This window comes from Rhizobium sp. LEGMi-198b (genome assembly GCF_054114205.1).
Genome location: NZ_JBSYVH010000001.1, coordinates 899617 through 921974 on the forward strand (window position 1 = coordinate 899617; position 22358 = coordinate 921974).

Consider the following 22358-nt stretch of genomic DNA (forward strand, 5'->3'; position numbering starts at 1 on the left):
GTCAGACCCCCAGAACCTTGTGCAGCATGCCCATCCGCTCCGGCAATTCGCCGACCGGAAATTCCGAGACCATCTGGCCATGATCCATCAGATAGAAACGATCGGCAATACGGCTGGCGAAGCGGAAATTCTGCTCAACCAACAGAATGGTCATGCCGCGCTCCTTCAGCTTCTTCAGCACCTCGCCGATACGCTGGACGATGACGGGTGCCAGTCCCTCGGTCGGCTCGTCGAGCAGCAGCATTCGCACGCCGGTGCGCAGAATGCGGGCCATGGCGAGCATTTGCTGCTCACCGCCGGAGAGTTTCGTGCCCGGGCTGTTGCGGCGCTCGTATAGGTTCGGAAACAGTTCGAAAATCTCGTCGACCGTCATCCCGCCCTGCGCGACCACCGGCGGCAGCATCAGGTTTTCATGAACGTTGAGCGTCGAGAAGATGCCGCGCTCCTCCGGCACGAAACCGATGCCCCTGTGCGCCGTCTTGTGCAGCGGCACCTGCATCATGTCGGCGCCGGCAAAGGCGATCCTGCCCTTGCGCGCCCGGACGATGCCGACGATGGTGCGCAGCGTCGTCGTCTTGCCGACGCCGTTGCGGCCGAGAATGGTGATGGTCTCGCCCTCGCCAACGTTCATGTCGACGCCATGCAATATGTGGCTTTCGCCATACCAGGCATTGAGACCCTGAACCTCCAGTAGCGCCGCCATCCTATGCCTCCTCCGTGCCCATATAGGCCTCGCGGACGCGTGGATCGCGGCTGACCGTCGCATAGTCGCCTTCGGCGAGGATTTCGCCGCGCTGGAGGACGGTGACGTGGTGGCAAATATCTGCGACGACGGAGAGATTGTGTTCCACCATCAGCACCGCCCGGTCGCGCGCCACGTCGCGAATGATGGCGGAGACGGTGTTGACATCCTCGAGCCCCATGCCGGCCATTGGCTCGTCGAGCAGCAGCACCTTGGGATCAAGCGCCAAGGTCGTCGCAATCTCCAGCACCCGCTTGCGGCCGTAGGAAAGATCGGCAGCGATGGCATTGCGCTCCTTCGTCAGACCGACGGCTGCCAGCAATTGTTCGGCACGATCGTCCAGGCTCGCCAGCGCCGAGATCGGCCGCCAGAATTGATGCGCCAGATTGTTCGGCCGCTGCAGGGCGACACGGACATTGTCCAGCACGGAGAGATGCGGAAAGACCGCCGAAATCTGGAAAGAGCGCACCAGCCCCATGCGCGCGACCTTGTCCGGCCTCGTCCTGGTGATATCGGTGCCGAGAAGCGTGATCGTACCATGCGTCGGCTGCAGGAACTTGGTCAGAAGATTGAACACGGTCGTCTTGCCGGCGCCGTTCGGGCCGATCAGCGCATGCACGCGCGCATGATGCACATCGAGATCGACATTCTTGACGGCCGTGAAGCCGCCAAAATCGCGCCGGAGGCCGCGGGCGGATAACACCCCCCGTGGCTCTTCTTGTTTCTCTGCCGCAGAGATCGCCATCGGCTGATCGCAACCTTACTGCTTGACGAGATCGCAGCCGCTCTTGGCCGGATCGATATAGGCTTCCTTGCCGGGAATCGTTGCCAGCACGTTATAATAATCCCACGGCCCCTTGCTCTCCTCCGGCTTCTTGACCTGGAGCAAGTACATGTCGTGGATCATGCGGCCGTTGGGGCCGACAGTGCCGCCGCGGCCAAAAACGTCGTCGACCGGCATTTCATGCAGTTCCTTGGCGACCGCTTCGGTATCGTCGGTGCCGGCCTTCTGCACGGCCTTCAGATATTGCAGCACGGCGGAATAGGTACCGGTGTGGATCATGTTCGGCATCTTGCCGGTGCGATCGAAGAAGCGTTTGCCGAATTTGCGGCTTTCGTCGTCGCGGTTCCAATAGTAGCCTTCGGTCAGCGTCAGACCCTGGGCCGCCTGCAGGCCGAGGCCATGAACTTCGGCGAGCGTGAAGAGCAGCGCCGCCAGATGCTGGCCGCCCTGGGTGATACCGAATTCCGACGCTTGCTTAATGGCGTTGGAAGTATCGAGGCCGGCATTGGCAAGGCCGATGACCTTGGCACCGGACGATTGCGCCTGCAGCAGGAAGGACGAGAAGTCGTTGGTCGACAGCGGATGGCGGACGGAACCGAGAACCTTGCCGCCGTTTGCCTTGACGAAATCAGATGTCTGCTGCTCCAGCGAATAGCCGAAGGCATAATCGGCGGTCAGGAAGAACCAGGTATCGCCGCCCTGCTTGACCAGTGCGCCGCCGGTGCCGACGGCCAGCGCATGCGTGTCATAGGCCCAATGGAAGCCGTAGGGCGAGCATTGCTTGCCGGTGAGATCGGTCGTTGCCGCGCCGGTGACGATATCGATCTTCTTCTTTTCCTTGGCGATCGCCTGCACGGCCAGCGCCACCGACGAGGTCGTCAGCTCCATGATGGCGTCGACCTTATCGGTGTCATACCATTGGCGAGCGATATTAGAGGCGATATCGGGTTTATTCTGATGGTCGGCATCTACGATCTCGATCGGCACGCCCAGCACCTTGCCGCCAAAATCCTCGACAGCCATCTTCGCCGCCTCCACCGAGGACTTGCCACCAAAGTCGGCATAGACGCCCGACTGGTCATTCAGGATGCCGATCTTCACCACACCGTCGGACGCGCCAGCGGCGAATGCTGCGGTGCTGCTTGCAAGCAGAAGTGCCAGGGACGCAATGAGACTCTTTCGCATATCCTCTCCTCCCAGAGATTTGGCAAAAATGAATCTGTTCAAAATTGGCCAGTCGTTATCCTCAAAACGACTTTGCTATCCCTCAAGATCATTGAAATCGCGCATTGACGCAAGTGAAGTTTGCAACTAATTCCAAACAGTGTCTGTTCATTTTTGAACAGAAAGGGAGGCATGAAGACCGCGCCGCACTTCACCTGGGACGACCTGCAGTTCTTCCTGGCGGTGGCCCGGACCGGGCAGCTTTCAACCGCTGCGCGGCAATTGCGCACCAGCCACGCCACCGTCTCGCGCCGTATCGACCGGCTGGAGTTTTCGCTTCAGGTCAAGCTCTTCGAGCGCAATCCGCGGGGCTATATGCTGACCGGCATGGGCCAGCGCTTCATCGACACAGCCGAGCGAATGGAGCAGGAAACCGAGCGGCTGCGGTCAGACCTGAGGGTCGGCTCGGCGGCACAACGCGGCGTGGTGCGCATCAGTGCACCGGAGGGCTTTTCCAATTTCTTCTTCACCACCATGCTTTCGGAGTTCACCGCGCGGTATCCGAACATTTCGCTGGAATTGGTGACGATCCAGCAGATCATGTCGCTGTCGCGCAAGGAGGCCGATATCGTCATCGTGCTCGACCCGCCGAAGGCCGGCCCCTATTTCACCGAGAAACTGACCGACTACCACCTGCAGGTCTATGGATCGCGGGATTACCTCGCCAGCCACCCGACGGTAGAGAGCCGCGACGATCTGCCGGAGCATGCGTTCGTCGGCTACATCGAGGACATGATCTTTGCACCCGGCCTCGATTATCTCGGCGACATCCATCCGCGCATCAAGCCGCAATTCCAGAGTTCCAGCATCTTTGCGCAGTTGACGGCGACCAAAAGCGGGCTGGGGCTCTGCGTGCTGCCGTTCTTCATCGCATGCCGGCATCCGGACCTGCAGATGGTGCTGCCCGACGAAGTCGACCTGAAACGCCACTACTGGATCACCTGCCACCGCGACCTCAGGCAATCGCCGCGCGTGCGCACCGTCATCGACTTTCTGGTAGAGGCCGTGCATCGTAACGCACCGGCCTTTCTGGGGCATGCATCGGTTTAGGCGCTTGCCACGCGCCCCGCCGCGATGCCGCTCTCGCTCGCCTCGGCAAAGGCGATCGCATCATGCAGACGCAATGGCCTGGAAAAATGATAGCCCTGCGCCAACCGCACGCCGAAAGCATGCAGCGCCTCGGCAATTGCAGCACTTTCGACGCCTTCGGCGACCGATGTGATGCCGAGATTGCGGCAGAGACTGGCGACGGACCGGGTGATATTCATGCAGCGGACATCGCGATCGAACCGCATGACGAAGCTCTTGTCGATCTTGATCTTGTCGAATTCCAGCCGGTGGATATGGCTGAGGCTGGAAAAGCCGGTACCGAAATCGTCGAGCGCGATGGTAATGCCGGCGCCGCGCAGCAGGCCGATGACTTCATAGGCGGTGTTGAAATCCGACAACAATGCCGTCTCGGTGATCTCAAATTCGATGCGGCGCGGATCGATCCTGGCGGCATGGATCATGGCAAGAAGAGCCATCGACGTTTCATGGTCGCAGATATCGCGGGCCGAGAGGTTGAAGGACATGCGCAGCGGAGGCGGCATGATCGACAGCGCCTGCAGCGCCTCCGCGAAGAGGATGCGGGTCATCTTGCCGATCATCGCGGTGCGTTCGGCGGCGGGGATGAAGGCATCGGGGCTGACGCGGCCGAGGCGGGCGCTGTTCCAGCGCGCCAAAGCTTCGAAGCCGACGACATGTCCGTCATCGAGATCGATAATCGGCTGATATTCCAGCGACAATTCCCGGGCGAAATTATCGCCCTGCAATTCCAGCTCGATCAGGTGCCGTTGCTGGAGGATTTCTTCGAGATCGTGGGAGAAGAACTCGACATTGCCGCTGCGGCGGCTCTTGACCTGATAGAGGGCGAAGTCCGCCTTTTCATAGAGCTGCTCGGCGGTGTGGCCGCCGCCCTCCGGAACGACGATACCGCAGGAGCCGGAAATGCGGATGGAGCCGCCGGGCACATCATAGGGTTCGCGCAGCGCCGCACAGAAAGCTTGCCCCATCTCGGAGACACAATCACGGCTGAGATCGCTTGGAAAAATCACACCGAATTCGTCGCCGCCAAGGCGCGCAATTGTGCCCTTGCCGCCCGTCAAAGCCACAAAACGTTCGGCAGTCTGCTTCAACACGAAATCGCCGGCGGCATGGCCAAAGACGTCGTTGACCGGCTTGAAGCCGTCGAGATCGACAAGGCCGATGATAGGCGGCGTCTCCGGCCGTTGCTGCAAGAGATCCTGCAATTCGCGAAAGAAGCTGCGGCGATTGGCGAGACCGGTCAGTTGATCCTGCAGCGCGTTGCGGCTGTTGACCAGGTTCAACCGTTCGGCTTCCGCCTGCTTGTCGCCGAGTTCTTCCGTCAGCCGCACCAGCCCGGCAAAATTCCGGAAATAGCTATTGATTACACGAACGAAGGGAAACGACAGGAAGATGACGCTGGTCGCGGTCGCCACGAACACGGAATTGCCCGAGAACATGAAGGTGACGACCATGAAGGAAAAGGTAATGGCCGTCGTCAGAAGGGCTGCGGCCGGCAGATGCATCAGACAGAAGACGCAGGAAATGCCCGTCACCACAAGGAAATAGGAAATTTGCCCCTGCTGATAGGCATTGCCGTATTGATAAAGTGCGACTGCCCAGATGCCGAAAGCAAGGGTCAGCACGCCGGCGAGCACGACCGTTCGGCGCATCACACTATAGGCTCGATCCGCATCGACGGGATCCTGCCCATGCAACTGCCACCAGACGATACGGAAAACGCAGAGGATGCTCAGGCTGACCGGCACATAAACCGCCAGCCACATCGGCGCGGTGTGGATATGGGTGATCACCACGGCCAGGGCGTTGATGATCAAAAGAATATAAAGGACCGGTATCTGTGACGCCAGCGCCTTGTATTGCGCCACCAGAAACGTCGGGTTCTCTTTCTGCAGGCGCAAGCCTGAAAGCAAGTTCCTCATGGCTTCCTTCCCCCACCCACACAAAACCACAAAAAACTTGATTTTCAGTTATTTTTATTGGGAAATATTACCGATGATTGCTGTATACTTTGAATTTCACCCAAATATCGAAATATATTCATGCATTCCAGCATCAGAAGCTGGGTGCTGCGAACACCTTATGCAGGCCACTGACATCGAAACCGGATCTGTGCGCGAGGTAGTTTTCCCACTCCAGTGACGAGCGCACGATCGTCTCCATGCAATTATATTTCGGCGTCCAGCCCAGTTCGCGATGGGCGAGCGTGGCATCGGCGACGACGCTGGCGGCATCGCCGGGCCGGCGCGGCGCCATGTGAATGCGAAACGCTTGGCCGTAGACGCGCATGACCATGTTCAGGACATCGAGCACGGAATAACCCATGCCATAACCGCAATTGGCAACCAGCGGGCGGCCGCCGCGTCTCAGATGCTGCAGCGCCATCATATGGGCTTCGACGAGATCGGAAACATGGATGTAGTCGCGCACGCCGGTACCGTCGTGTGTCGGATAGTCCGTGCCGTAGATATCCACCTGGCGGCGCCGGCCGAGGGCGGCCTCGCAGGCGACCTTGATAAGGTGCGTGGCGCCGTCGGTCGATTGGCCGGTCCTGCCGTTCGGATCGGCGCCGGCGACGTTGAAATAACGCAGCGCCACATAGCTGAAATCGTAAGCGGCGGCGGCATCGCGCAGCATCAACTCCGACATTAGCTTGGATTGCCCATAGGGTGTTTCCGGCCGCAGCGGCGCGTTTTCCCGCACCAGTTCGTCGGAGGGCTGCGGGCCGTAGACGGCGGCGGTGGAGGAAAAGACGAAGTGGCGAATACCGGCCTTGATCGCCGCGCTCATCAGGATGCGGGTTTTGCCGGCGTTGTTGTCGTAATAGGCTAGCGGATCTTCGATCGACGCCGGCACGACGGCGGAGCCGGCGAAGTGAATGACGGCATCAATATCATTTTCCGCGAAGATCTTCTGCAGCAACACTTCATCGGCGACATCGCCGAGATAGAAGCGTGCAGCCGGCGCGACTGCCCAGCGAAAACCGGTGGAAAGACGGTCGATGACAACCACATCCTCGCCGGCGTCCAGCAATTTCCAGACCATATGGCTGCCGATATATCCCGCGCCGCCTGTCACCAACACTGTCATTCTTCGCGCCTCTGCAAAGTAATATGAGAAGCATATGAAGCCCGCTTTCTTACGGATTTGATTAAAAGCAGGGGTTGAGCGGGGTACCGCGCAGGGAAGATTGTTCCTATGGTTAGGCGGAGTTTTCAGGGATTGCTCGAATTTTATCGATCCTAGTCTCACGGACGAAAAACCCGGCACAGAGGCCGGGTTCAGTCAATATATCAGCAAGGAGTCCTGCCCTTACAAACTCAGGATATAGCGGCTTAGGCGTTCAGCGGCATCCGCTACCTGCGCGGGATCACGCAGGAAACAGGCCCGCATGAAGAGTTCGCCGCCCTTGCCGAAGGCCGTTCCGGGTGCCAGGCCAACACCGGTCTTGTCGACGATATCGAGGGCGGCCTTGCGGCTGTCGGTGACGCCGTCGATCTTCAGGAAGGCATAGAGTGCGCCATCCGGCTTCAGCGTGTGGACGCGATTGGTCGCGATCAGCGCGTCGCAAAGGATATCGCGCGAACGGGCCGCCTTGGCGATGTTGGAGCGGACGAAATCATCGCCTTCATTCAAAGCGGCAACGGCGCCCTTTTGCATGAACTGCGCCACACCGGAGGTCGAGTACTGCACGAGATTTTCGATGACCTGGCCAAGCTCGGCGGGCGCCACGATCCAGCCGACGCGCCAGCCGGTCATCGACCAATTCTTCGAGAAGGAGTTGACGAACATGATCCTGTCGTCGGCTTGCCGGACGTCAAGGAAGGAGGGCGCCCGGCCGCCGGCATAATAATAGAGCGCATAGATCTCGTCGGCCATGATCCAGAGGCCGTGCTCCCTGGCTAGTGCCAGGATATCGCGGAGGTCCTGATGCGTCGCCGTCCAGCCGGTCGGGTTCGACGGCGTGTTGATGAAGAGGCCTTTGGTTTTCGGCGTGATCGCCGCTTTCAAAAGCTCAAGATCGAGCGTCCACTTGCCGTTTTCGAACTGCAGCGGCACGGCGACCGAGCGGGCGCCGGCGATCTCAAGCGCGGCCGCAATATTCGGCCAGGCCGGCGAGAGATAGATCATCTCATCGCCGGGCGAGGTGATCGCCTGCACCGAGAGCTGGATCGCCTGCATGCCCGAACCGGTGACGTAAAAATGCTCCATCGGCAGAGAGACGCCGAAATGTCGCCCATAATAGTCGGAAAGTGCCTGGCGCAACTCCGGTATGCCGCGCTGCCACGTATAGAAGGTTTCGCCGGCATTGAGCGAGGCCATGGTCGCGCGGTTGATGAAATCCGGCGTCGGCAGGTCGCCCTCGCCGACCCAGAGCGGCAGCAGGCCATCACGGCCACGGGCATAGTTCACCACTTCCACAATCCCGCTTTCGGGCGCGGCCAGCGCACGCGGGCTGAGGCTATCCAATATCGACATGCAAAGTCTCCGGTTTTTGCTTTCTTAGAGCAATTCGGCGGGCAAATCCCATGACTTTGACTGAGCGACCAATCGATTTTCGTGATGAATGACCCCCGACCGTTGGTAGGCCGGGGGCAGAAAACAAGGGCGGAAAACGGACCTCAGACGGCGGGACGCCTGGCCAGGAGATCGCGGATTTCAGTGAGCAATTGCACGTCGGCCGGCGGCGGTGCTGCTTCCTCGATCTTCTGTTCCTTGCGCTCGACCTGCTTACGCAGCGTGTTCACGCCCTTGACCATCAGGAAGATGATCCAGGCGAGGATGAGGAAATTGATGAGGACGGTGATGAAATTGCCATAGGCGAAAACCGCGCCTTGGGCGCGAGCGGCAGCGAGTGTCGGCGCATTGACTGCCGAGGAAAGGCCGACGAAGTAGTTCGAGAAGTCGAAGCCGCCGAAAATGGCGCCGACGATCGGCATGATGATATCGTCAACCAGCGACTTGACGATACCGCCAAAGGCGCCACCGATGATCACGCCGACCGCGAGATCCATGACGTTGCCACGGGCGATAAATGCCTTGAATTCATTCAGCATCGAATGTCCCCTTTGCGTTGCCGTTGAATCTATTCAGCAACCATTAGCATCATCTTTAGCTCTGTTCTTCAATAGCGAAATGGCGCGATAGAGACATCGATGCCGCATATCCCAAGGGAATCAGTGGCCGCAGCATTTTCCAAGTGTGATCGCCGGCTTACTTGTTGTCCGGTTGCGGCGTAACGCGGCCTAAACCTGCGGAAGAAACAAGCCCGTCGAGACATCGTCAGGCGTTGGACGCATCGGGCGTTATTTCCGCAGTTTTGCGACTTGCCGCATCTTGTGGCATGACCCGCGAGATCAGGCCATGAATATAGTCGCTGCTCGGCACCTGATCGAAGAGAATGCGGTACATGATCGGTGAGATGACGAAGTCCATCACTTCGGTGAGCGTCGGAAAGGCCTCGCCCTGCTCTTCAGCCCGGGCGACGATCATACGCACTTGCTGCTGCGTATAGCCCGAGCACTTCTCCGCATTCGCCGTGCCGGACACCGCCAGGATATCGCGGATCATCTGCCGGCCGGCGCCGGAGGACATTTCGTCAGCATATTGCTCGGCCCAGGCCTGCAGGTCCATCCTGGCGCTACCGATTTTGAGCGGCTCCGTTTCCGGCTGCAGCCGCGAAGCGGCGACATCTGCCAGCAATTCCTGCAAGTCGCCCCAGCGGCGATAGATCGTCGATGGCGTCACATTGGCGCGCTGCGCAATAAGCGGGATCGTCACATCGGCGCGGTCCATCCCGGCCAACATCTCACGAACCGCCTGATGCACAGCGGCCTGCACCCTTGCGCTGCGCCCGCCGGGGCGCGGGTTTTCCTTTGAATTCATTACCTTATGCCAATCTTCCCTTTATTGCGTCTCTCGCATCACCGGTAGTAGCGCGCCACTAACGCAAATTATTTGCTTTTAGCGATACGGCGCACTACATGTGCTTAACGCAATTTTTTTGCTTTAAGCCAGGATATAGTCGATGACCGCGATCGAATCTACCGACAATTCACTGCTGCCACGTGGCCGCCGCTTGGCGCCACTTTTCCATGCCGCCACCAGCGCCACTTTCTTTGCCGCCTCGTCTGCGCCGACGCCGCTCTATCGAATCTATCAGCAAGTCTTCGCCTTCTCGCCGGTGCTGATCACGGTGATCTTCGCCGTCTATGCCTTCGCGCTCCTCATTTCGCTTCTGATCGTCGGTTCGATCTCCGATCATCTGGGACGACGGCCGGTGATCTTTGCCTCGCTTATCCTCAATATGGTGGCGATGGCGCTGTTTTTAACGGCCGACGGCCCGAATTGGTTGATTGCCGCGCGCATCGTGCAAGGCTTCGCGACGGGTGCCGCGGCAGCCTCGATCGGCGCCGCACTCGTCGATCTCGATCCGGCCAGGGGTTCGGTGACCAACAGCATCGCGCCGCTTATCGGCATGGCGATCGGCGCGTTCGGAACCAGCGCCCTTGTGCAATATGCGCCGGCGCCGACACTTCTCGTCTATGCAATCGTGCTTGCTCTTCTCGTCATACAGGCCGTGCTGATTTGGATAACGCCTGAAACCACCCGGCGTAGACCGGGCCTTATCGCCTCGCTCAGGCCCGAGGTGGCCATACCGCCGCAGGCACGCCGGACATTGCTGGCGCTGACTCCGATCAATGTCGCGGTCTGGGCGCTTGGCGGCTTCTATCTTTCGCTGGTCCCGTCATTGGTCAGCGCCACGACGGGCAGCACCTTGCCCCTCGTCGGCGGTTCGGTCGTCGGCACATTGACTATCAGTGGAGCTGCCTCCGTGTTTTTGCTGCGCAAAAGACCTGCGGCAACCGCGCTGGCCTTCGGCATATCCACCATGACGCTCGGCCTTCTCGCCGTGGTCGCCGGCGTGCATTTGGCGGAGGTGCCGCTCCTCATCGCCGGCACGATGATCGCGGGCACCGGCTTCGGCGCCAATTTCCTCGGGGCCGTGCGCAGCATCATGCCATTGGCCAAGGCCGACGAACGCGCCGGCCTGCTTTCGGCATTCTACATCCAGAGCTATCTGGCCTTCAGCCTGCCCGCCATTTTGGCTGGGTTCCTGTCGAAGGCGGTTGGGTTCACCGCAACGACGGATATCTATGCTGCCTCCATTCTGGTTCTGGTCGTCAGCGGCGTGCTGGCATTGAGGACCGGCCGGGAGAAGGTCACGGTGTCGGCGTGCACCTGAGACTACGGCTTTAACCTAAGCTCCGCCAACCCACTGCCGTCCATGGCGAAGGGGACCGATGCGTGATCGTGAGCGATCTTCCAGACACCGGCTTCCTTTCTGAGGCCGAGCGTCTCGCGGAACCAGAGGTCGACCTTGGTGCCGTCGGTCTTGGTGCCCAGCATGTGCGTCAGGCCGCTCCAGAAAGCGACATCCCCGCCGATCGTCAGCTTCTGGTCTTCGACATCGCCTTCGATCGGCCCCTGCCAGGTATCGAACCAGCTCTGCAGGCCAGGCTGATCCTTGCCCTTGTATTGCAGCGGCGGCGCAAGGGTGAATTCCACGATGTCGTCGGTCAAATGCGACAGGACGCCGGCGACGTTCTTTTCTCCGATCGCCGTCGCCCAAGCGACAAGCATGGCAAAGATGGCGTCGGCTTCTTCGCGGTTTCCGATAATTTCAGCCATCGTTCGTCTCCTCTGTTTGATGGACTGAGCAGAGGACGAATGGAAAGGGCCGCTCCCGACATGAGCGGCCCATTATTTCGCAGAATTGTCCGGCGGACTATCTCATAGAACAGCTCTCTTATGCCGCCGCCTTTACGCGATACGGATCAAACCGTCCATAAAACGTCTCGCCCTTCGCCGCCATATCCTTCAGCAGCGCCGTGGGTTTAAATTGCGGACCGTAAGCTGTTGCTAACGATTCACAAACATCCACGAAGGTTTTGACGCCCATGCCGTCAATGTAGGACAGCGCGCCGCCTGTATAGGGGGCGAAGCCGAAGCCAAGGATGGAGCCGACATCGGCTTCGCGCGGGTCGATGACGATGCCCTCTTCCATGGTGCGGGTGGCCTCCAGCGCGATGGTGACGAGGAAGCGTTGCTTCAGGACGTTAACGTCGATCTCCTCGGCCTTCTTCTGCGGGTACATTTCCTTCAAGCCCGGCCAAAGCGACTTCTTGGCCGGTTTTGGCGGATAGTCGTAAAAGCCCTTGGAATTCTTGCGACCGAAGCGGCCCTCCCCTTCCACCAAACGCGTGACCAACTGCATGTGCCCGGCATTGACAGCCTTGTCGCCAAGATCGGCCACAGCAGCCTTGAGGATCTTCAGCGACAGGTCCAGGGCGACCTCGTCGTTGAGCGCCAGAGGCCCGACCGGCATGCCGGCCATCTTGGCGGCATTCTCGATCATGGCCGGCGGCACGCCTTCGATCAGCATGTCATAGGCTTCCGACATGTAGCGCAGCACGCAGCGATTAACGAAGAAGCCGCGGGTGTCGTTGACGACGATCGGCGTCTTCTTGATGGCGGCGACGTAATCGAGCGCGACGGCAAGAGCGTGGTCGCCCGTTTCCTTGCCGAGGATGACTTCGGTCAGCATCATCTTCTCGACCGGTGAGAAGAAATGGATGCCGATGAAATCGGCGGGTCGTTTGGAATCCTTCGCAAGCCCTGATATAGGCAGGGTCGAGGTATTGGAGGCGAAGACGGCGCCCGCCGGCAGCACGGCTTCAACGGTCTCGATGACGGCTTTCTTGACGTCACGATCCTCGAATACCGCCTCGATGACGAGATCGGCATCCTTCAGATCGGCGTAATCGGCTGACGGCGTAACACGGGCGAGGAGTGCCGCCGCTTCGTCTTGAGTAAGCCTCCCCTTACCGATGGATTCTTTAACCAGGCCTTCCGAAACCGCCTTGCCCTTGCCGGCCGCTTCCATGTCGCGATCGACGAGGGTGACGGCAATGCCGGCGGCTGCCGTGACATAGGCGATCGAGGCGCCCATGAAGCCGGCGCCGACGACGCCGACCTTCTTCAGCTCCGTCTTCGGCTGGCCTGCCGGACGCCGGGCGCCCTTGCCGAGCTCCTGCATGGAGATGAACAGCGAGCGGATCATCGCATAGGCTTCGGTCGTCTGCAGCACCTGCGTGAAATAGCGCTGCTCGATCTTGAGGCCGGTATCGAAAGGCACCTGCAGGCCTTCGTAGACGCATTTGAGGATGGCGAGTGCGGCCGGATAGTTGCCCGATGTCTCGCGGCGAAGGATTGCCGGGGCTGCCGGCCAGAGCTGCGCGGCAGCCGGCGTCCAGATGCCGCCTCCGGGCACCTTGAAGCCCTTTTCATCCCAGGGCGCGATAGGCTTCAGACCGTCCTTGATCATCTGCTTGGCGGCAGCGATCAATTGATCCGGCTCGACCACCTGATGGAGCAGGTTCATCGCCTTGGCCCGTGCCGCCGTCAGCGACTGGCCCGTCGTCATCATCTGCAGGGCGGACTGCGCGTCCGTCAGGCGCGCGATGCGCTGCGTGCCGCCGGCGCCGGGGAAGATGCCAACCTTAACCTCTGGCAACGCCAGCTTGACGCTTTTGGCATTGGAGGCGACGCGGCCATGGCAGGCGAGCGACATCTCCAGCGCACCGCCCATGCAGGTGCCGTTGATGGCGGAGACCCAAGGTTTGCCACAGGTTTCGAGCTTACGGAACAGGCCGGTCATCCGGCCGACGAGATCGAACAGCTTTTGCGCCGCCGTCGCCGGATCCCTCGCCTTCTCATCCTGATAGACGGAGAAGAGCGATTTGATCATCGAGAGATCAGCGCCCCCGGAGAAGGAGGATTTTCCCGAGGTAATGACCACGCCCTTGGTCGCCTTGTCGGCAACGGTCGCATCGATGATGGCGTTCAGTTCCTCCATCACCTCAGCGGTGAAGACGTTCATGGACTTGCCGGGCATGTCCCAGGTGACGAGTGCGATGCCGTCCGCGTCGGTCTCGACGGTGAAATTCGTGTAAGCCATTGGTTTCCTCCCCCTCAGACGCGTTCGACGATCGTGGCAGTGCCCATGCCGGCGCCGATGCAGAGTGTCACCAGCGCCGTGTTGAGATCGCGGCGTTCCAGCTCGTCCAGCACCGTGCCCAGGATCATCGCGCCGGTGGCCCCAAGCGGATGGCCCATGGCGATCGCGCCGCCGTTGACGTTGATCTTGTCATGCTCGATATCGAAAGCCTGCATGTAGCGCAGCACGACGGCGGCAAACGCCTCGTTCAGCTCGAAAAGATCGATATCGGCGAGCGACATGCCGGTTCGCTTCAACAGCTTTTCAGTGACATCGACGGGGCCGGTTAGCATCAGCGCCGGATCGGAGCCGATATTGGCGAAAGCCTTGATGCGGCCGCGCGGCTTCAGCCCCATGCTCTCGCCGCCGGCCTTGGAACCGAGCAGCACGGCGGCGGCGCCATCGACGATGCCGGAGGAATTGCCGGCATGGTGCACATAGTTGATGCGCTCGATTTCCGGATGCGCTTGAATGGCGACGGCTTCGAAACCGCCCATTTCGCCGGGCATCTGGAAGGATGGATTGAGTGAAGCCAGCGCCTGCATATCGGTGCCGGGACGCATATGCTCGTCCCTGTCGAGGATCGTCAGGCCGTTGATATCCTTTACCGGCACGACGGAATTCTTGAAGTAGCCCTTCTCCCAGGCATTGGCCGCGCGCTTCTGGCTTTCGACGGCATAGGCATCGACATCGTCGCGGGAGAAACCGTATTTGGTGGCGATCAGATCGGCCGAGACGCCCTGCGGCATGAAGTAGGCCGGGAAGTTCACCGAGGGGTCCATGAACCAGGCGCCGCCGGACATGCCGAGGCCGACGCGCGACATGCTCTCGACGCCGCCGGCAATGACGATATCGTCAGCCCCTTGCGCGATCTTGGCCGCGCCGAAATTCACGGCATCGAGGCCGGAGGCGCAGAAGCGGGAGATCTGCATGCCGGGCGCCGTGGTCGAATAACCCGCTTCGAAGGCGGCCGCCTTCGGAATGACAGCGCCAGCATCCATCACCGGATCGACGCAGCCCATGATGATATCGTCGACCGTCTTCGTATCGAGACCGTTGCGGTCGCGGATCGCCTCCAACGTCTTGGCGGCAAGGCGGACGGACGGCACTTCATGCAGCGCCCCATCCTTCTTGCCGCGTCCACGCGGCGTGCGCACATGGTCGTAAATGAAAACCTCGGTCATGTCTCATCTCCCTGCGGCGGCAAGCCGCCCTTTTATTCATACCCACCTTCTCCCCGTCGGGGGGAAGGTAAGTCTTGTCAAAATGCTTCCGCCGCCAGTTCCATCATCGTGTCGGCGCCGGTTTCGATGCGGGCCTTGCGCAGCGCCGTTTCCGGCATGATGCGCTCCATGTAGAACCGCGCCGTGACAAGTTTGTTCTTCAAATAGTCCTCGCGCGCACTCTCGCCGCCCGAAAGACCGGCTTGCGCCGCCTTCGCCATCTTCGCCCACATGTAACCGAGGACGACGAGGCCGAAGAGGTGCATGTAATCCGTGGAGCCGGCGCCGGCATTGTCGGGCTTCGCCATGGCGTTCTGCATGAACCACATGGTCGCGGCCTGGACGTCGTTCAAGCCCTTCTTCAGATGCTTGGTGAAGAAGGCCATCTGCTCGTCGTTGCGGTTCTCCTCGCAGAAATCGCCGATCTCCTTGAACAGCGCCATGACGGCACGACCGCCGTTCAGAGCCAATTTACGCCCGACGAGATCGAGCGCCTGGATGCCGTTGGCGCCTTCGTAGATCATGGTGATGCGGGCATCGCGGACATACTGGCTCATGCCATGCTCTTCGATATAGCCGTGACCGCCGAAGATCTGCTGCGCCATGACGGCGTGCTCGAAGCCCTTGTCGGTCATGACACCCTTGAGGATCGGCGTCGCCAGACCAAGGATATCATCGGCCGCCTGGCGTTCCTTCTCGTCCGGGGAGCGATGAGCGATATCGGATTTCAGTGCCGTCCACAGCAGGAAGGCGCGGCCGGCCTCGTTGAAGGCGCGGATCGTCATCAGCGAGCGGCGGATGTCGGGATGGACGATGATCGGGTCGGCCTTTTTGTCCGGCGCCTTCGGACCGGAAAGCGAGCGGCCCTGGATGCGCTCACGGGCATAAGCGACGGCATTCTGGTAGGCGATTTCGGCAATCGACAGCCCCTGCAGGCCGACGCCGAGGCGCGCCTCGTTCATCATCACGAACATGGCGTTGAGGCCCTTGTTCTCGGCGCCGATCAAGAAGCCGGTGGCCTCGTCATAGTTCATGACGCAGGTGGCGTTGCCGTGAATGCCCATCTTGTGCTCGATCGCCCCGCAGGAGACCGCGTTGCGCGAGCCCAGCGAACCATCCGACCCGACCATGAATTTCGGCACGATGAACAGCGAGATGCCCTTGGTGCCCTCCGGCGCGCCCTCGATACGGGCGAGCACCATATGCACGATATTGTCCGTCATGTCGTGTTCGCCGGCGGAGATGAAGATTTTCTGGCCGGAAATTTTATAGCTGCCGTCAGCCTGAGGAACCGCCTTGGTGCGCAGCAGGCCGAGATCGGTGCCGCAATGCGGTTCGGTGAGGTTCATGGTGCCGGACCAGGTGCCCGCGACCATCTTCGGCAGATAGGTCTGCTTCTGCTCCTCGGAGCCATGCACGAGAATGGCGGCGATCGCGCCCTGCGTCAGGCCCGGATACATCATCAGCGACATATTGGCGGCGGAGGTATATTCGCCGACAGCGCAATGCAGCGTGTAGGGTAGCCCCTGCCCTCCGAATTCCTCCGGCACCGCCAGGCCCAGCCAACCGCCTTCGTAGTAGGCGCGGTAGGCCTCCTTGAAGCCTTGCGGGGTCGATACCGTGCCGTCGCCGTGACGCACGCAGCCTTCCTGATCGCCGGAATAATTCAGCGGAAAAAGCACTTCTTCCGCCATCTTGGCCGCCTCGCCGACGATCGCCTCGATCATGTCGGGACTGGCCTCGGCGAAACCCGGCAGATTGTTATAGCGTTCCAGCCCGAGCACATCGTTCAGGACGAAAAGCGTATCGTTCACCGGGGCCTTATAGACTGGCATCTTTCGAATTCCTCCAATTCGCCGCCGGACTCGCATTCCGGCCTCTGATCTAGCCTTACAAAATATTGACGTTTGCGTAAACGTCAAATTTGCGCGACAAGGCGAATTTTTAGGTAGGGTAACGGACTAAGCCGGCGATCAGGCGAGAGTTTGTTTAAGAGCCCGGCGGCTGAACATGGCATTCAGCGTTGTGCGCAGAGGGCGTTCGATGAGGTAGTAGCTTGCCACACCGCAGGCGATACCCATCATGAGCAGAGAAACGGAAGGGAGCAGATGCAAGCCCGTCAGCTTGAAAAAAGGCTCCTGCCACAGGTAGATCGAGAAGGAGCATTGCCCGAAAAAGCGGAGCACATCGCCCTCAAAACTCCTGCGGAACCATGGCGCGGAATATTCGATCCCGATAACCGCCATCGCCAACAGGATCGTCTTGACGCCGAAAAAGACCGTAGCATCCAGACCAAATATCCGCGCCAAGATCGCGCTCGCCAAAGCGCATGGCGCGATCCATGTCCAACTATCCCGATGCAGTCTCGGTCTGAGAATAAGGTAGAAGGCTGCGGAGATGAAAATCCCTGCCATGGAAACATCGGTACGCAACATCACCAGACCCGGGTCTCCCTCCGTCGTATGGAGCCGAACCACACCGTTGACCAAGGCCATTAATCCGGCCGCGAGAATGAGGCCCGAGGTGATGGATTTGCTCCGCGAGCGAGTGGCGAAAGCGATCAGGCCCAGGAGGATGTAGCTGTGCTCCTCGACGCACAGGGACCAGATATGATCCAGCAGGGAAAGGGGGAGCCCATAAATGGTGGCATAGTTCAAGGTGAAGGTCAGCGCAAAAGCGGCGACTTTCAGGCCAAATTCACCGATGGTACCGTGAAACGCCAGGCCGGTGATCAATACGAAAACAACCAATGTCGGATAAACGCGCGCAAACCGTCTGGCGAAGAACATCGGAAGCGGCATCTGTTTGACAAACAGAATGTCCGCCATCAATCGCCCCGACAGCACGAAGAACAGATCGACGCCGAAAGTGCTGAAGCCGGGCATATATACGTCGGCTCCGAAATGGCCCATCAACACCATGATGACCGCCAGCCCGCGCCATCCATCCAGGGCCGGGATGTAATGTGCCGGATCCGATTCACGGGCAATGGATGGCGGCACGCGTTCGGCTCCCAGGGAAATTCAAGTCATTCCACGGTCTCACAACTCAATTGAGAAAAGTATAACACCCCTCAATTTTAAGGATTTGCGCCGCGGCCACCGAGCCACGACAACGCCAAGGAATGATTGACGCTCAATGCGCCCATCTCGCTCGCGACAGCGTTGTCTAGTTCATAAGAACATGAGCATATTCAATAACAAGACCAAAATAAAAGGTTAAGATTTCGGCAAAACTTAACGGGTTGTTTACTACGTTTCGTGAATTGTGCGGGATGAGCAGCGATGCTTCGCGTTTCTTTCATCTTTTGCTTGATGGAGCGCCGTTTCGCGGTTCAGCCTGAGGAAAGCCTAATAAACTATTTCTTTCCGAACGGTGGGATGCGGTCTGCGCGCGAACCCGCGAAGCTGCCTTTCCACAAGCAAGATGGCCTTTGAGTGGTCCATATGTCGAAGCGAGCAAGAAGATGAGCGGATCGCGATCAAATCCTACCGGCACGGGCGACTGGACGTCGCTGGATGCGTTGAGCCGCACCATCGAGGGGCTGGAAGCGCGCATCGAAGGCCTGATGGGCACGGCTGCAGCCCGGGACACGCACCAGCGTGTGGCAAACGGTTATGCCGCGGCACCTGAGCGGGCGCCAATGCCGGAACGCGCTTCCCTTTCGGACCGCACACCACGCACTGAGCGCGAAGCCTATGCCCCGCGCCCGTATGAACGTCCGCTTCGCACCGAACGTGCGGAAACCGATCTACGGTCCGACCCGCTTGCCGAAATCCGCCAGCGCCAACGTGCGCTCGAGGCAAGCCGCGAGCGCCTGCACACACGCCGCGAGGAAGCTCCAATTGCCGAACGGCCGCTGCTTGGCGCGCGTGTTGGCGAAAATCCGGCTTCACGGCAACCTCTGCCTTCGGCGCTGCGCTCCTCCCCCGAAAGCTCCGTCGATATCGCCCAGGCGCTGGTCAATCTGCGGCAGGACCTCAAGCGGGATATTGCCGAGAGCGTTACTCGCGAAGTCAGCGCATTGCGCGCTGAAATCCGTGATATCCGCAACAATGCCGAGGACAAGCATTTCGCCGCCGATGTGCGCGAGGACATGGCGCGGCTTGCCGACAGCATCAGCCAGCTCGCCGGTCATCCCGGCCAGCCGGAAACGGCCGGCCTGAAGGCAGAGTTCGAAGAACTGCGCTCGCTGATGGACGGGCTCGCCCGCGAGGATTCGCTGCACCACGTCGAACGCCAGGTCCAGGCGATCGACACGACCGGTCTTCAGGACGAGCTAGTATCGCTCGCCTACCGCCTGGACGATATCAAGCAGCATCTGGGCAGCATGAGCGACAGCCCCGCCGTACACGCGTTGGAAAACAAGCTGCTGTCGATCGCCACCGCCGTTGAAAGCTTTGGCGGCATGATACAGCCGCAGGATCAAGCGATGCAGCGGCTCGAAGGCCGCATCAGCGGCCTCGCCGATCAGCTCGACATGATGAGCCGCGACGCCGCGCGGCGCCAACCGACGGACGATCTTTCCGGACGCCTCGAGGCGTTGGCGATGCGCATCGATGAATTTGGCAATGCCAAGGCGGCCGCCCGGCTGGAAGAGCGCCTGGATCAGCTCTCCTACCTCATGGAGCGCTCGCAGAAGTCGGCGCCGCAACCGGAACTGATCAACCACCTCGCCGATATCTCCCGCAAGATCGATGGGCTGGAACAAGGCTCGGTCGACCATGCACTGGCCGAACGGCTGGATTATTTGGCCCGGCGCATCGACGAAATCGACTTCCATCCGCCGCATCCGGCCGCAAACCTCGACGATGGTGCCGTCCGCCGGCTGGAAGGCCGTCTCTCCGATATCGCCATGCGGCTGGAGGCGAGCACGGCGGCACCGCCGACCGATACGCAGGCGCTGCGCAATCTCGAAGAGCAGATCGCCCATCTGTCGACGCTGCTGACGAACGAGCCGCGGGCCGTCGCCGACCATATCCCCGCCGATCTCGACCGCCGCATGAGCGCGATCGAAGATTATATGGCGACCAATGACGAGTACATCATCGAGGCTGCCCGCCATGCGGCGGAAGCCGTCGTTGAGGCCTACTCGCGTGAAGGCATGCTGGGCCATGGCGTACCGTCCGCCGACATGTCGGCGATGACCGCGCTTGCCGAAGACCTTCGCCATCTCGAAGACCTTAGCCGCAGCAGCGACGAGCGCACCCACCGCACCTTCGAGGCGCTGCACGACACGTTGCTGCAGATCGCCGACCGGCTGGACCATATGGAACATCGCCAGCCGGCGTCTGCCATGCCCGCCGCAAATTTCGAGAGCGACGTTTTTGCCCCTTCCGAGACGTCGGCCGTGAAGCCACCTTTGGCAGCACCGCAGAAGGCCGGGCCGGTCATCCGTACCGTCGCGCCTGCCGAAACCGCAGCATCGCCGGAAGCCGTCGTCGCGCAGGCGGTCGATGCCGTCACCAAGGCGGAGATCAAGGCCGCGGCGAAGAAGGATGCGGGAAAAACCAGCCTGCTCGCCAGCCTCGGCAGACGTTTCTTCATGCCCGAGAAGGCCGAACCCATCTTCCTGCCCGACCGGCCCGTCATCGAGCAGGCGCCGTCGATCGATCCGGTCGACATGATGCCCGCCGAGGAGGAGAATGAACTGCTCGAACCGGGCTCGGGCGCGCCCGATATCAAGAAGATCCTGGAGCGCGTGCGTGCGAGCCAGAATGCCGCGCGCAATGGCACTGTCAAACAGCCGAGCGAAAACGAGCGCGCCGACTATATCGCCGCCGCTCGCCGCGCCGCGCAAGCGGCCGCGATGGAAGTGGACCAGACGCAGCGCTCGGCTCCCACCCCCAAGAGCGGCGAGAAGAAACGCGGCGCGTTCTCGCGCTTCCGCCGGCCGATCCTGCTCGCGGTCGGTGCGGCCCTGCTCGCCATTATGGCCTTCCCGCTCGTCAACACGCTGACGCGCGGCCAGAAGGCGCCACCACCGGCCGAAGTCTCGGTACTGACCTCGGCTGCCGAAAGTGCGACGACAAGCGGCGCTTCCGCCAATGCAGCTCAGATGCCGACACCGGCGGCTCAGGCGGCAACGAACACGCCCCCGACCCAGGTACTGGCGACACAGGCTTCGGTCGCCGATGCCGGAGGAGCCGCGCAATCCTCCGCAACGCCGGCAAATCCGGTCGTCGCGCCGACGAACGATCATCTGACGGCCGCAGCACCGCTCGACGGCAACTCCACCAGCGAAACCCTGACGCCGGCCAGCAGCGCCGCACCGGCTCAGCAAACCGCAGCCTTCGTTCCCGCCAACACCACGGCAATCCCGGCACCTACCGCGACTGAGGCGTCCGCACCGGCCACCGCGATCACCGTGCCTGACGGCATCCAGCCGCCGACCCTCGTTTCCGCCGCCAAATCCGGCGACCCCGTCGCTCTGTTCGAAATCGGCGCGCGCTACACGGATGGCCGCGGCGTGGCAACCGACCTCAAGCAGGCGGCAAGCTGGTATCAGCTTTCCGCCGACAAGGGTTTCGCGCCGGCGCAATACCGGCTCGCCAGCATGTACGAGAAGGGCAATGGCCTCGAGCGCGATCTCGCCAAAGCCAAGCAATATTACGAGCAGGCCGCCGATCAGGGTAATGCCAGCGCTATGCACAACCTTGCCGTCCTCTACGCCTCGGGTGCGGCCGGTCCACAGGATTATCCGACGGCGGCGAACTGGTTCATCAAGGCGGCCAATCTCGGCGTATCCGACAGCCAGTTCAACCTCGCCATCCTCTATGCGCGCGGCAATGGCGTGAAGCAGGACCTGCAGGAATCCTACAAATGGTTCGCAATCGCCGCCAAGGGTGGCGACAAGGACGCAGCGCAGAAGCGCGACGAAGTGGCGAACGCCATGAAGCAGGACGAGCTTGAAAGCGCCCGCGCCAAGGTCGATCTCTGGAAGGCGCAACCGCTCGACGCCAAGGCGAACGGCACGACCATCCCCGAGGAATGGACGACCGGCAAAGGTGTCAACACCGCCTCGATCGACATGAAGAAGGCGATCCGCAACATCCAGGCGATCCTCAACAACAACGGCTTCGATGCCGGCACGCCGGATGGCAATATGGGCGGCAAGACCGTCGCCGCGCTGAAGAGCTTCCAGAAATCGGTCGGCCTGCCGCAGGACGGCCGGGTGACAGATCAGGTCGTCAAGGAACTTCTGGCCCGCAACAAATAAGAAGGCTTCATTTCCGATCG

Annotated in this window: 16 protein-coding genes; 3 read left to right on the top strand and 13 right to left on the bottom strand. The window is 60.8% G+C overall.

The window, feature by feature from the left end:
- Window position 1 precedes the first annotated feature (1 nt).
- The 3 genes from ACXHXG_RS04380 to ACXHXG_RS04390 are packed head-to-tail and all read right to left on the bottom strand — an operon-like array spanning window position 2 to window position 2711.
- A complete protein-coding gene (locus tag ACXHXG_RS04380; RefSeq protein ID WP_283049067.1) occupies window positions 2-703 on the bottom strand; it encodes an ABC transporter ATP-binding protein in 702 nt (233 codons plus the stop codon).
- Between the two features lies 1 nt (window position 704).
- Window positions 705-1487 (bottom strand): ABC transporter ATP-binding protein, encoded by a 783-nt coding sequence (locus tag ACXHXG_RS04385; RefSeq protein WP_457898573.1) that lies wholly within the window; start codon window positions 1485-1487, stop codon window positions 705-707.
- A 15-nt stretch (window positions 1488-1502) separates the two neighbouring features.
- Window positions 1503-2711, bottom strand: coding sequence for an ABC transporter substrate-binding protein (locus ACXHXG_RS04390; protein ID WP_283049062.1), 1209 nt, complete (start codon window positions 2709-2711; stop codon window positions 1503-1505).
- A gap of 171 nt (window positions 2712-2882) precedes the next feature.
- Here ACXHXG_RS04390 and ACXHXG_RS04395 point away from each other — a divergent pair, with 171 nt between their 5' ends.
- Window positions 2883-3800 carry a LysR family transcriptional regulator gene (locus tag ACXHXG_RS04395; RefSeq protein ID WP_457898574.1) on the top strand — a complete coding sequence of 306 codons (918 nt, stop codon included), beginning with the start codon at window positions 2883-2885 and terminating at the stop codon, window positions 3798-3800.
- On the opposite strand, the gene ACXHXG_RS04400 is transcribed toward ACXHXG_RS04395, so the two are convergent.
- The 5 genes from ACXHXG_RS04400 to ACXHXG_RS04420 all read right to left on the bottom strand — a co-directional run bounded on the left by ACXHXG_RS04400 (window position 3797) and on the right by ACXHXG_RS04420 (window position 9722).
- On the bottom strand, window positions 3797-5758 hold the full coding sequence (locus tag ACXHXG_RS04400) for a putative bifunctional diguanylate cyclase/phosphodiesterase (RefSeq protein ID WP_457898575.1): 1962 nt from the start codon (window positions 5756-5758) through the stop codon (window positions 3797-3799). The two genes, ACXHXG_RS04395 and ACXHXG_RS04400, sit on opposite strands and share 4 nt — an antisense overlap.
- Window positions 5759-5891: 133 nt before the next feature.
- A complete protein-coding gene (gene galE, locus ACXHXG_RS04405; RefSeq protein ID WP_457898576.1) occupies window positions 5892-6926 on the bottom strand; it encodes a UDP-glucose 4-epimerase GalE in 1035 nt (344 codons plus the stop codon).
- Between the two features lie 222 nt (window positions 6927-7148).
- The gene (locus ACXHXG_RS04410; protein ID WP_457898577.1) at window positions 7149-8315 is read right to left on the bottom strand and encodes a pyridoxal phosphate-dependent aminotransferase; all 1167 of its coding nucleotides are present in this window, start codon (window positions 8313-8315) and stop codon (window positions 7149-7151) included.
- 143 nt (window positions 8316-8458) lie between these two features.
- Complete coding sequence (gene mscL, locus ACXHXG_RS04415; RefSeq protein WP_457898578.1) at window positions 8459-8893, bottom strand: large conductance mechanosensitive channel protein MscL; 435 nt, start codon at window positions 8891-8893, stop codon at window positions 8459-8461.
- A gap of 226 nt (window positions 8894-9119) precedes the next feature.
- The gene (locus ACXHXG_RS04420) at window positions 9120-9722 is read right to left on the bottom strand and encodes a TetR/AcrR family transcriptional regulator (protein WP_457898579.1); all 603 of its coding nucleotides are present in this window, start codon (window positions 9720-9722) and stop codon (window positions 9120-9122) included.
- A gap of 142 nt (window positions 9723-9864) precedes the next feature.
- Between ACXHXG_RS04420 and ACXHXG_RS04425 the strand changes: the two genes are divergently transcribed.
- Entirely contained in the window at window positions 9865-11082 is a 1218-nt protein-coding gene (locus ACXHXG_RS04425; RefSeq protein WP_457898580.1) for an MFS transporter, read from the top strand.
- Between the two features lie 2 nt (window positions 11083-11084).
- Here the strand turns inward: ACXHXG_RS04425 and ACXHXG_RS04430 are convergent, their stop codons facing one another.
- The 5 genes from ACXHXG_RS04430 to ACXHXG_RS04450 form a co-directional block, all read right to left on the bottom strand.
- Window positions 11085-11528, bottom strand: coding sequence for a YybH family protein (locus ACXHXG_RS04430; protein ID WP_285168936.1), 444 nt, complete (start codon window positions 11526-11528; stop codon window positions 11085-11087).
- Between the two features lie 118 nt (window positions 11529-11646).
- Entirely contained in the window at window positions 11647-13857 is a 2211-nt protein-coding gene (locus tag ACXHXG_RS04435; RefSeq protein WP_457898581.1) for an FAD-dependent oxidoreductase, read from the bottom strand.
- A gap of 14 nt (window positions 13858-13871) precedes the next feature.
- Entirely contained in the window at window positions 13872-15080 is a 1209-nt protein-coding gene (locus ACXHXG_RS04440; RefSeq protein ID WP_283049040.1) for an acetyl-CoA C-acetyltransferase, read from the bottom strand.
- 77 nt (window positions 15081-15157) lie between these two features.
- Complete coding sequence (locus tag ACXHXG_RS04445) at window positions 15158-16954, bottom strand: acyl-CoA dehydrogenase C-terminal domain-containing protein (protein WP_457898582.1); 1797 nt, start codon at window positions 16952-16954, stop codon at window positions 15158-15160.
- Between the two features lie 138 nt (window positions 16955-17092).
- Entirely contained in the window at window positions 17093-18121 is a 1029-nt protein-coding gene (locus tag ACXHXG_RS04450) for an acyltransferase family protein (protein ID WP_457898583.1), read from the bottom strand.
- Window positions 18122-18585: 464 nt separating this feature from the next.
- On the opposite strand from ACXHXG_RS04450, the gene ACXHXG_RS04455 reads away from it, so the two are divergent.
- Window positions 18586-22338, top strand: coding sequence for a peptidoglycan-binding protein (locus ACXHXG_RS04455; protein ID WP_457898584.1), 3753 nt, complete (start codon window positions 18586-18588; stop codon window positions 22336-22338).
- The last annotated feature ends 20 nt before the right edge of the window (window positions 22339-22358 follow it).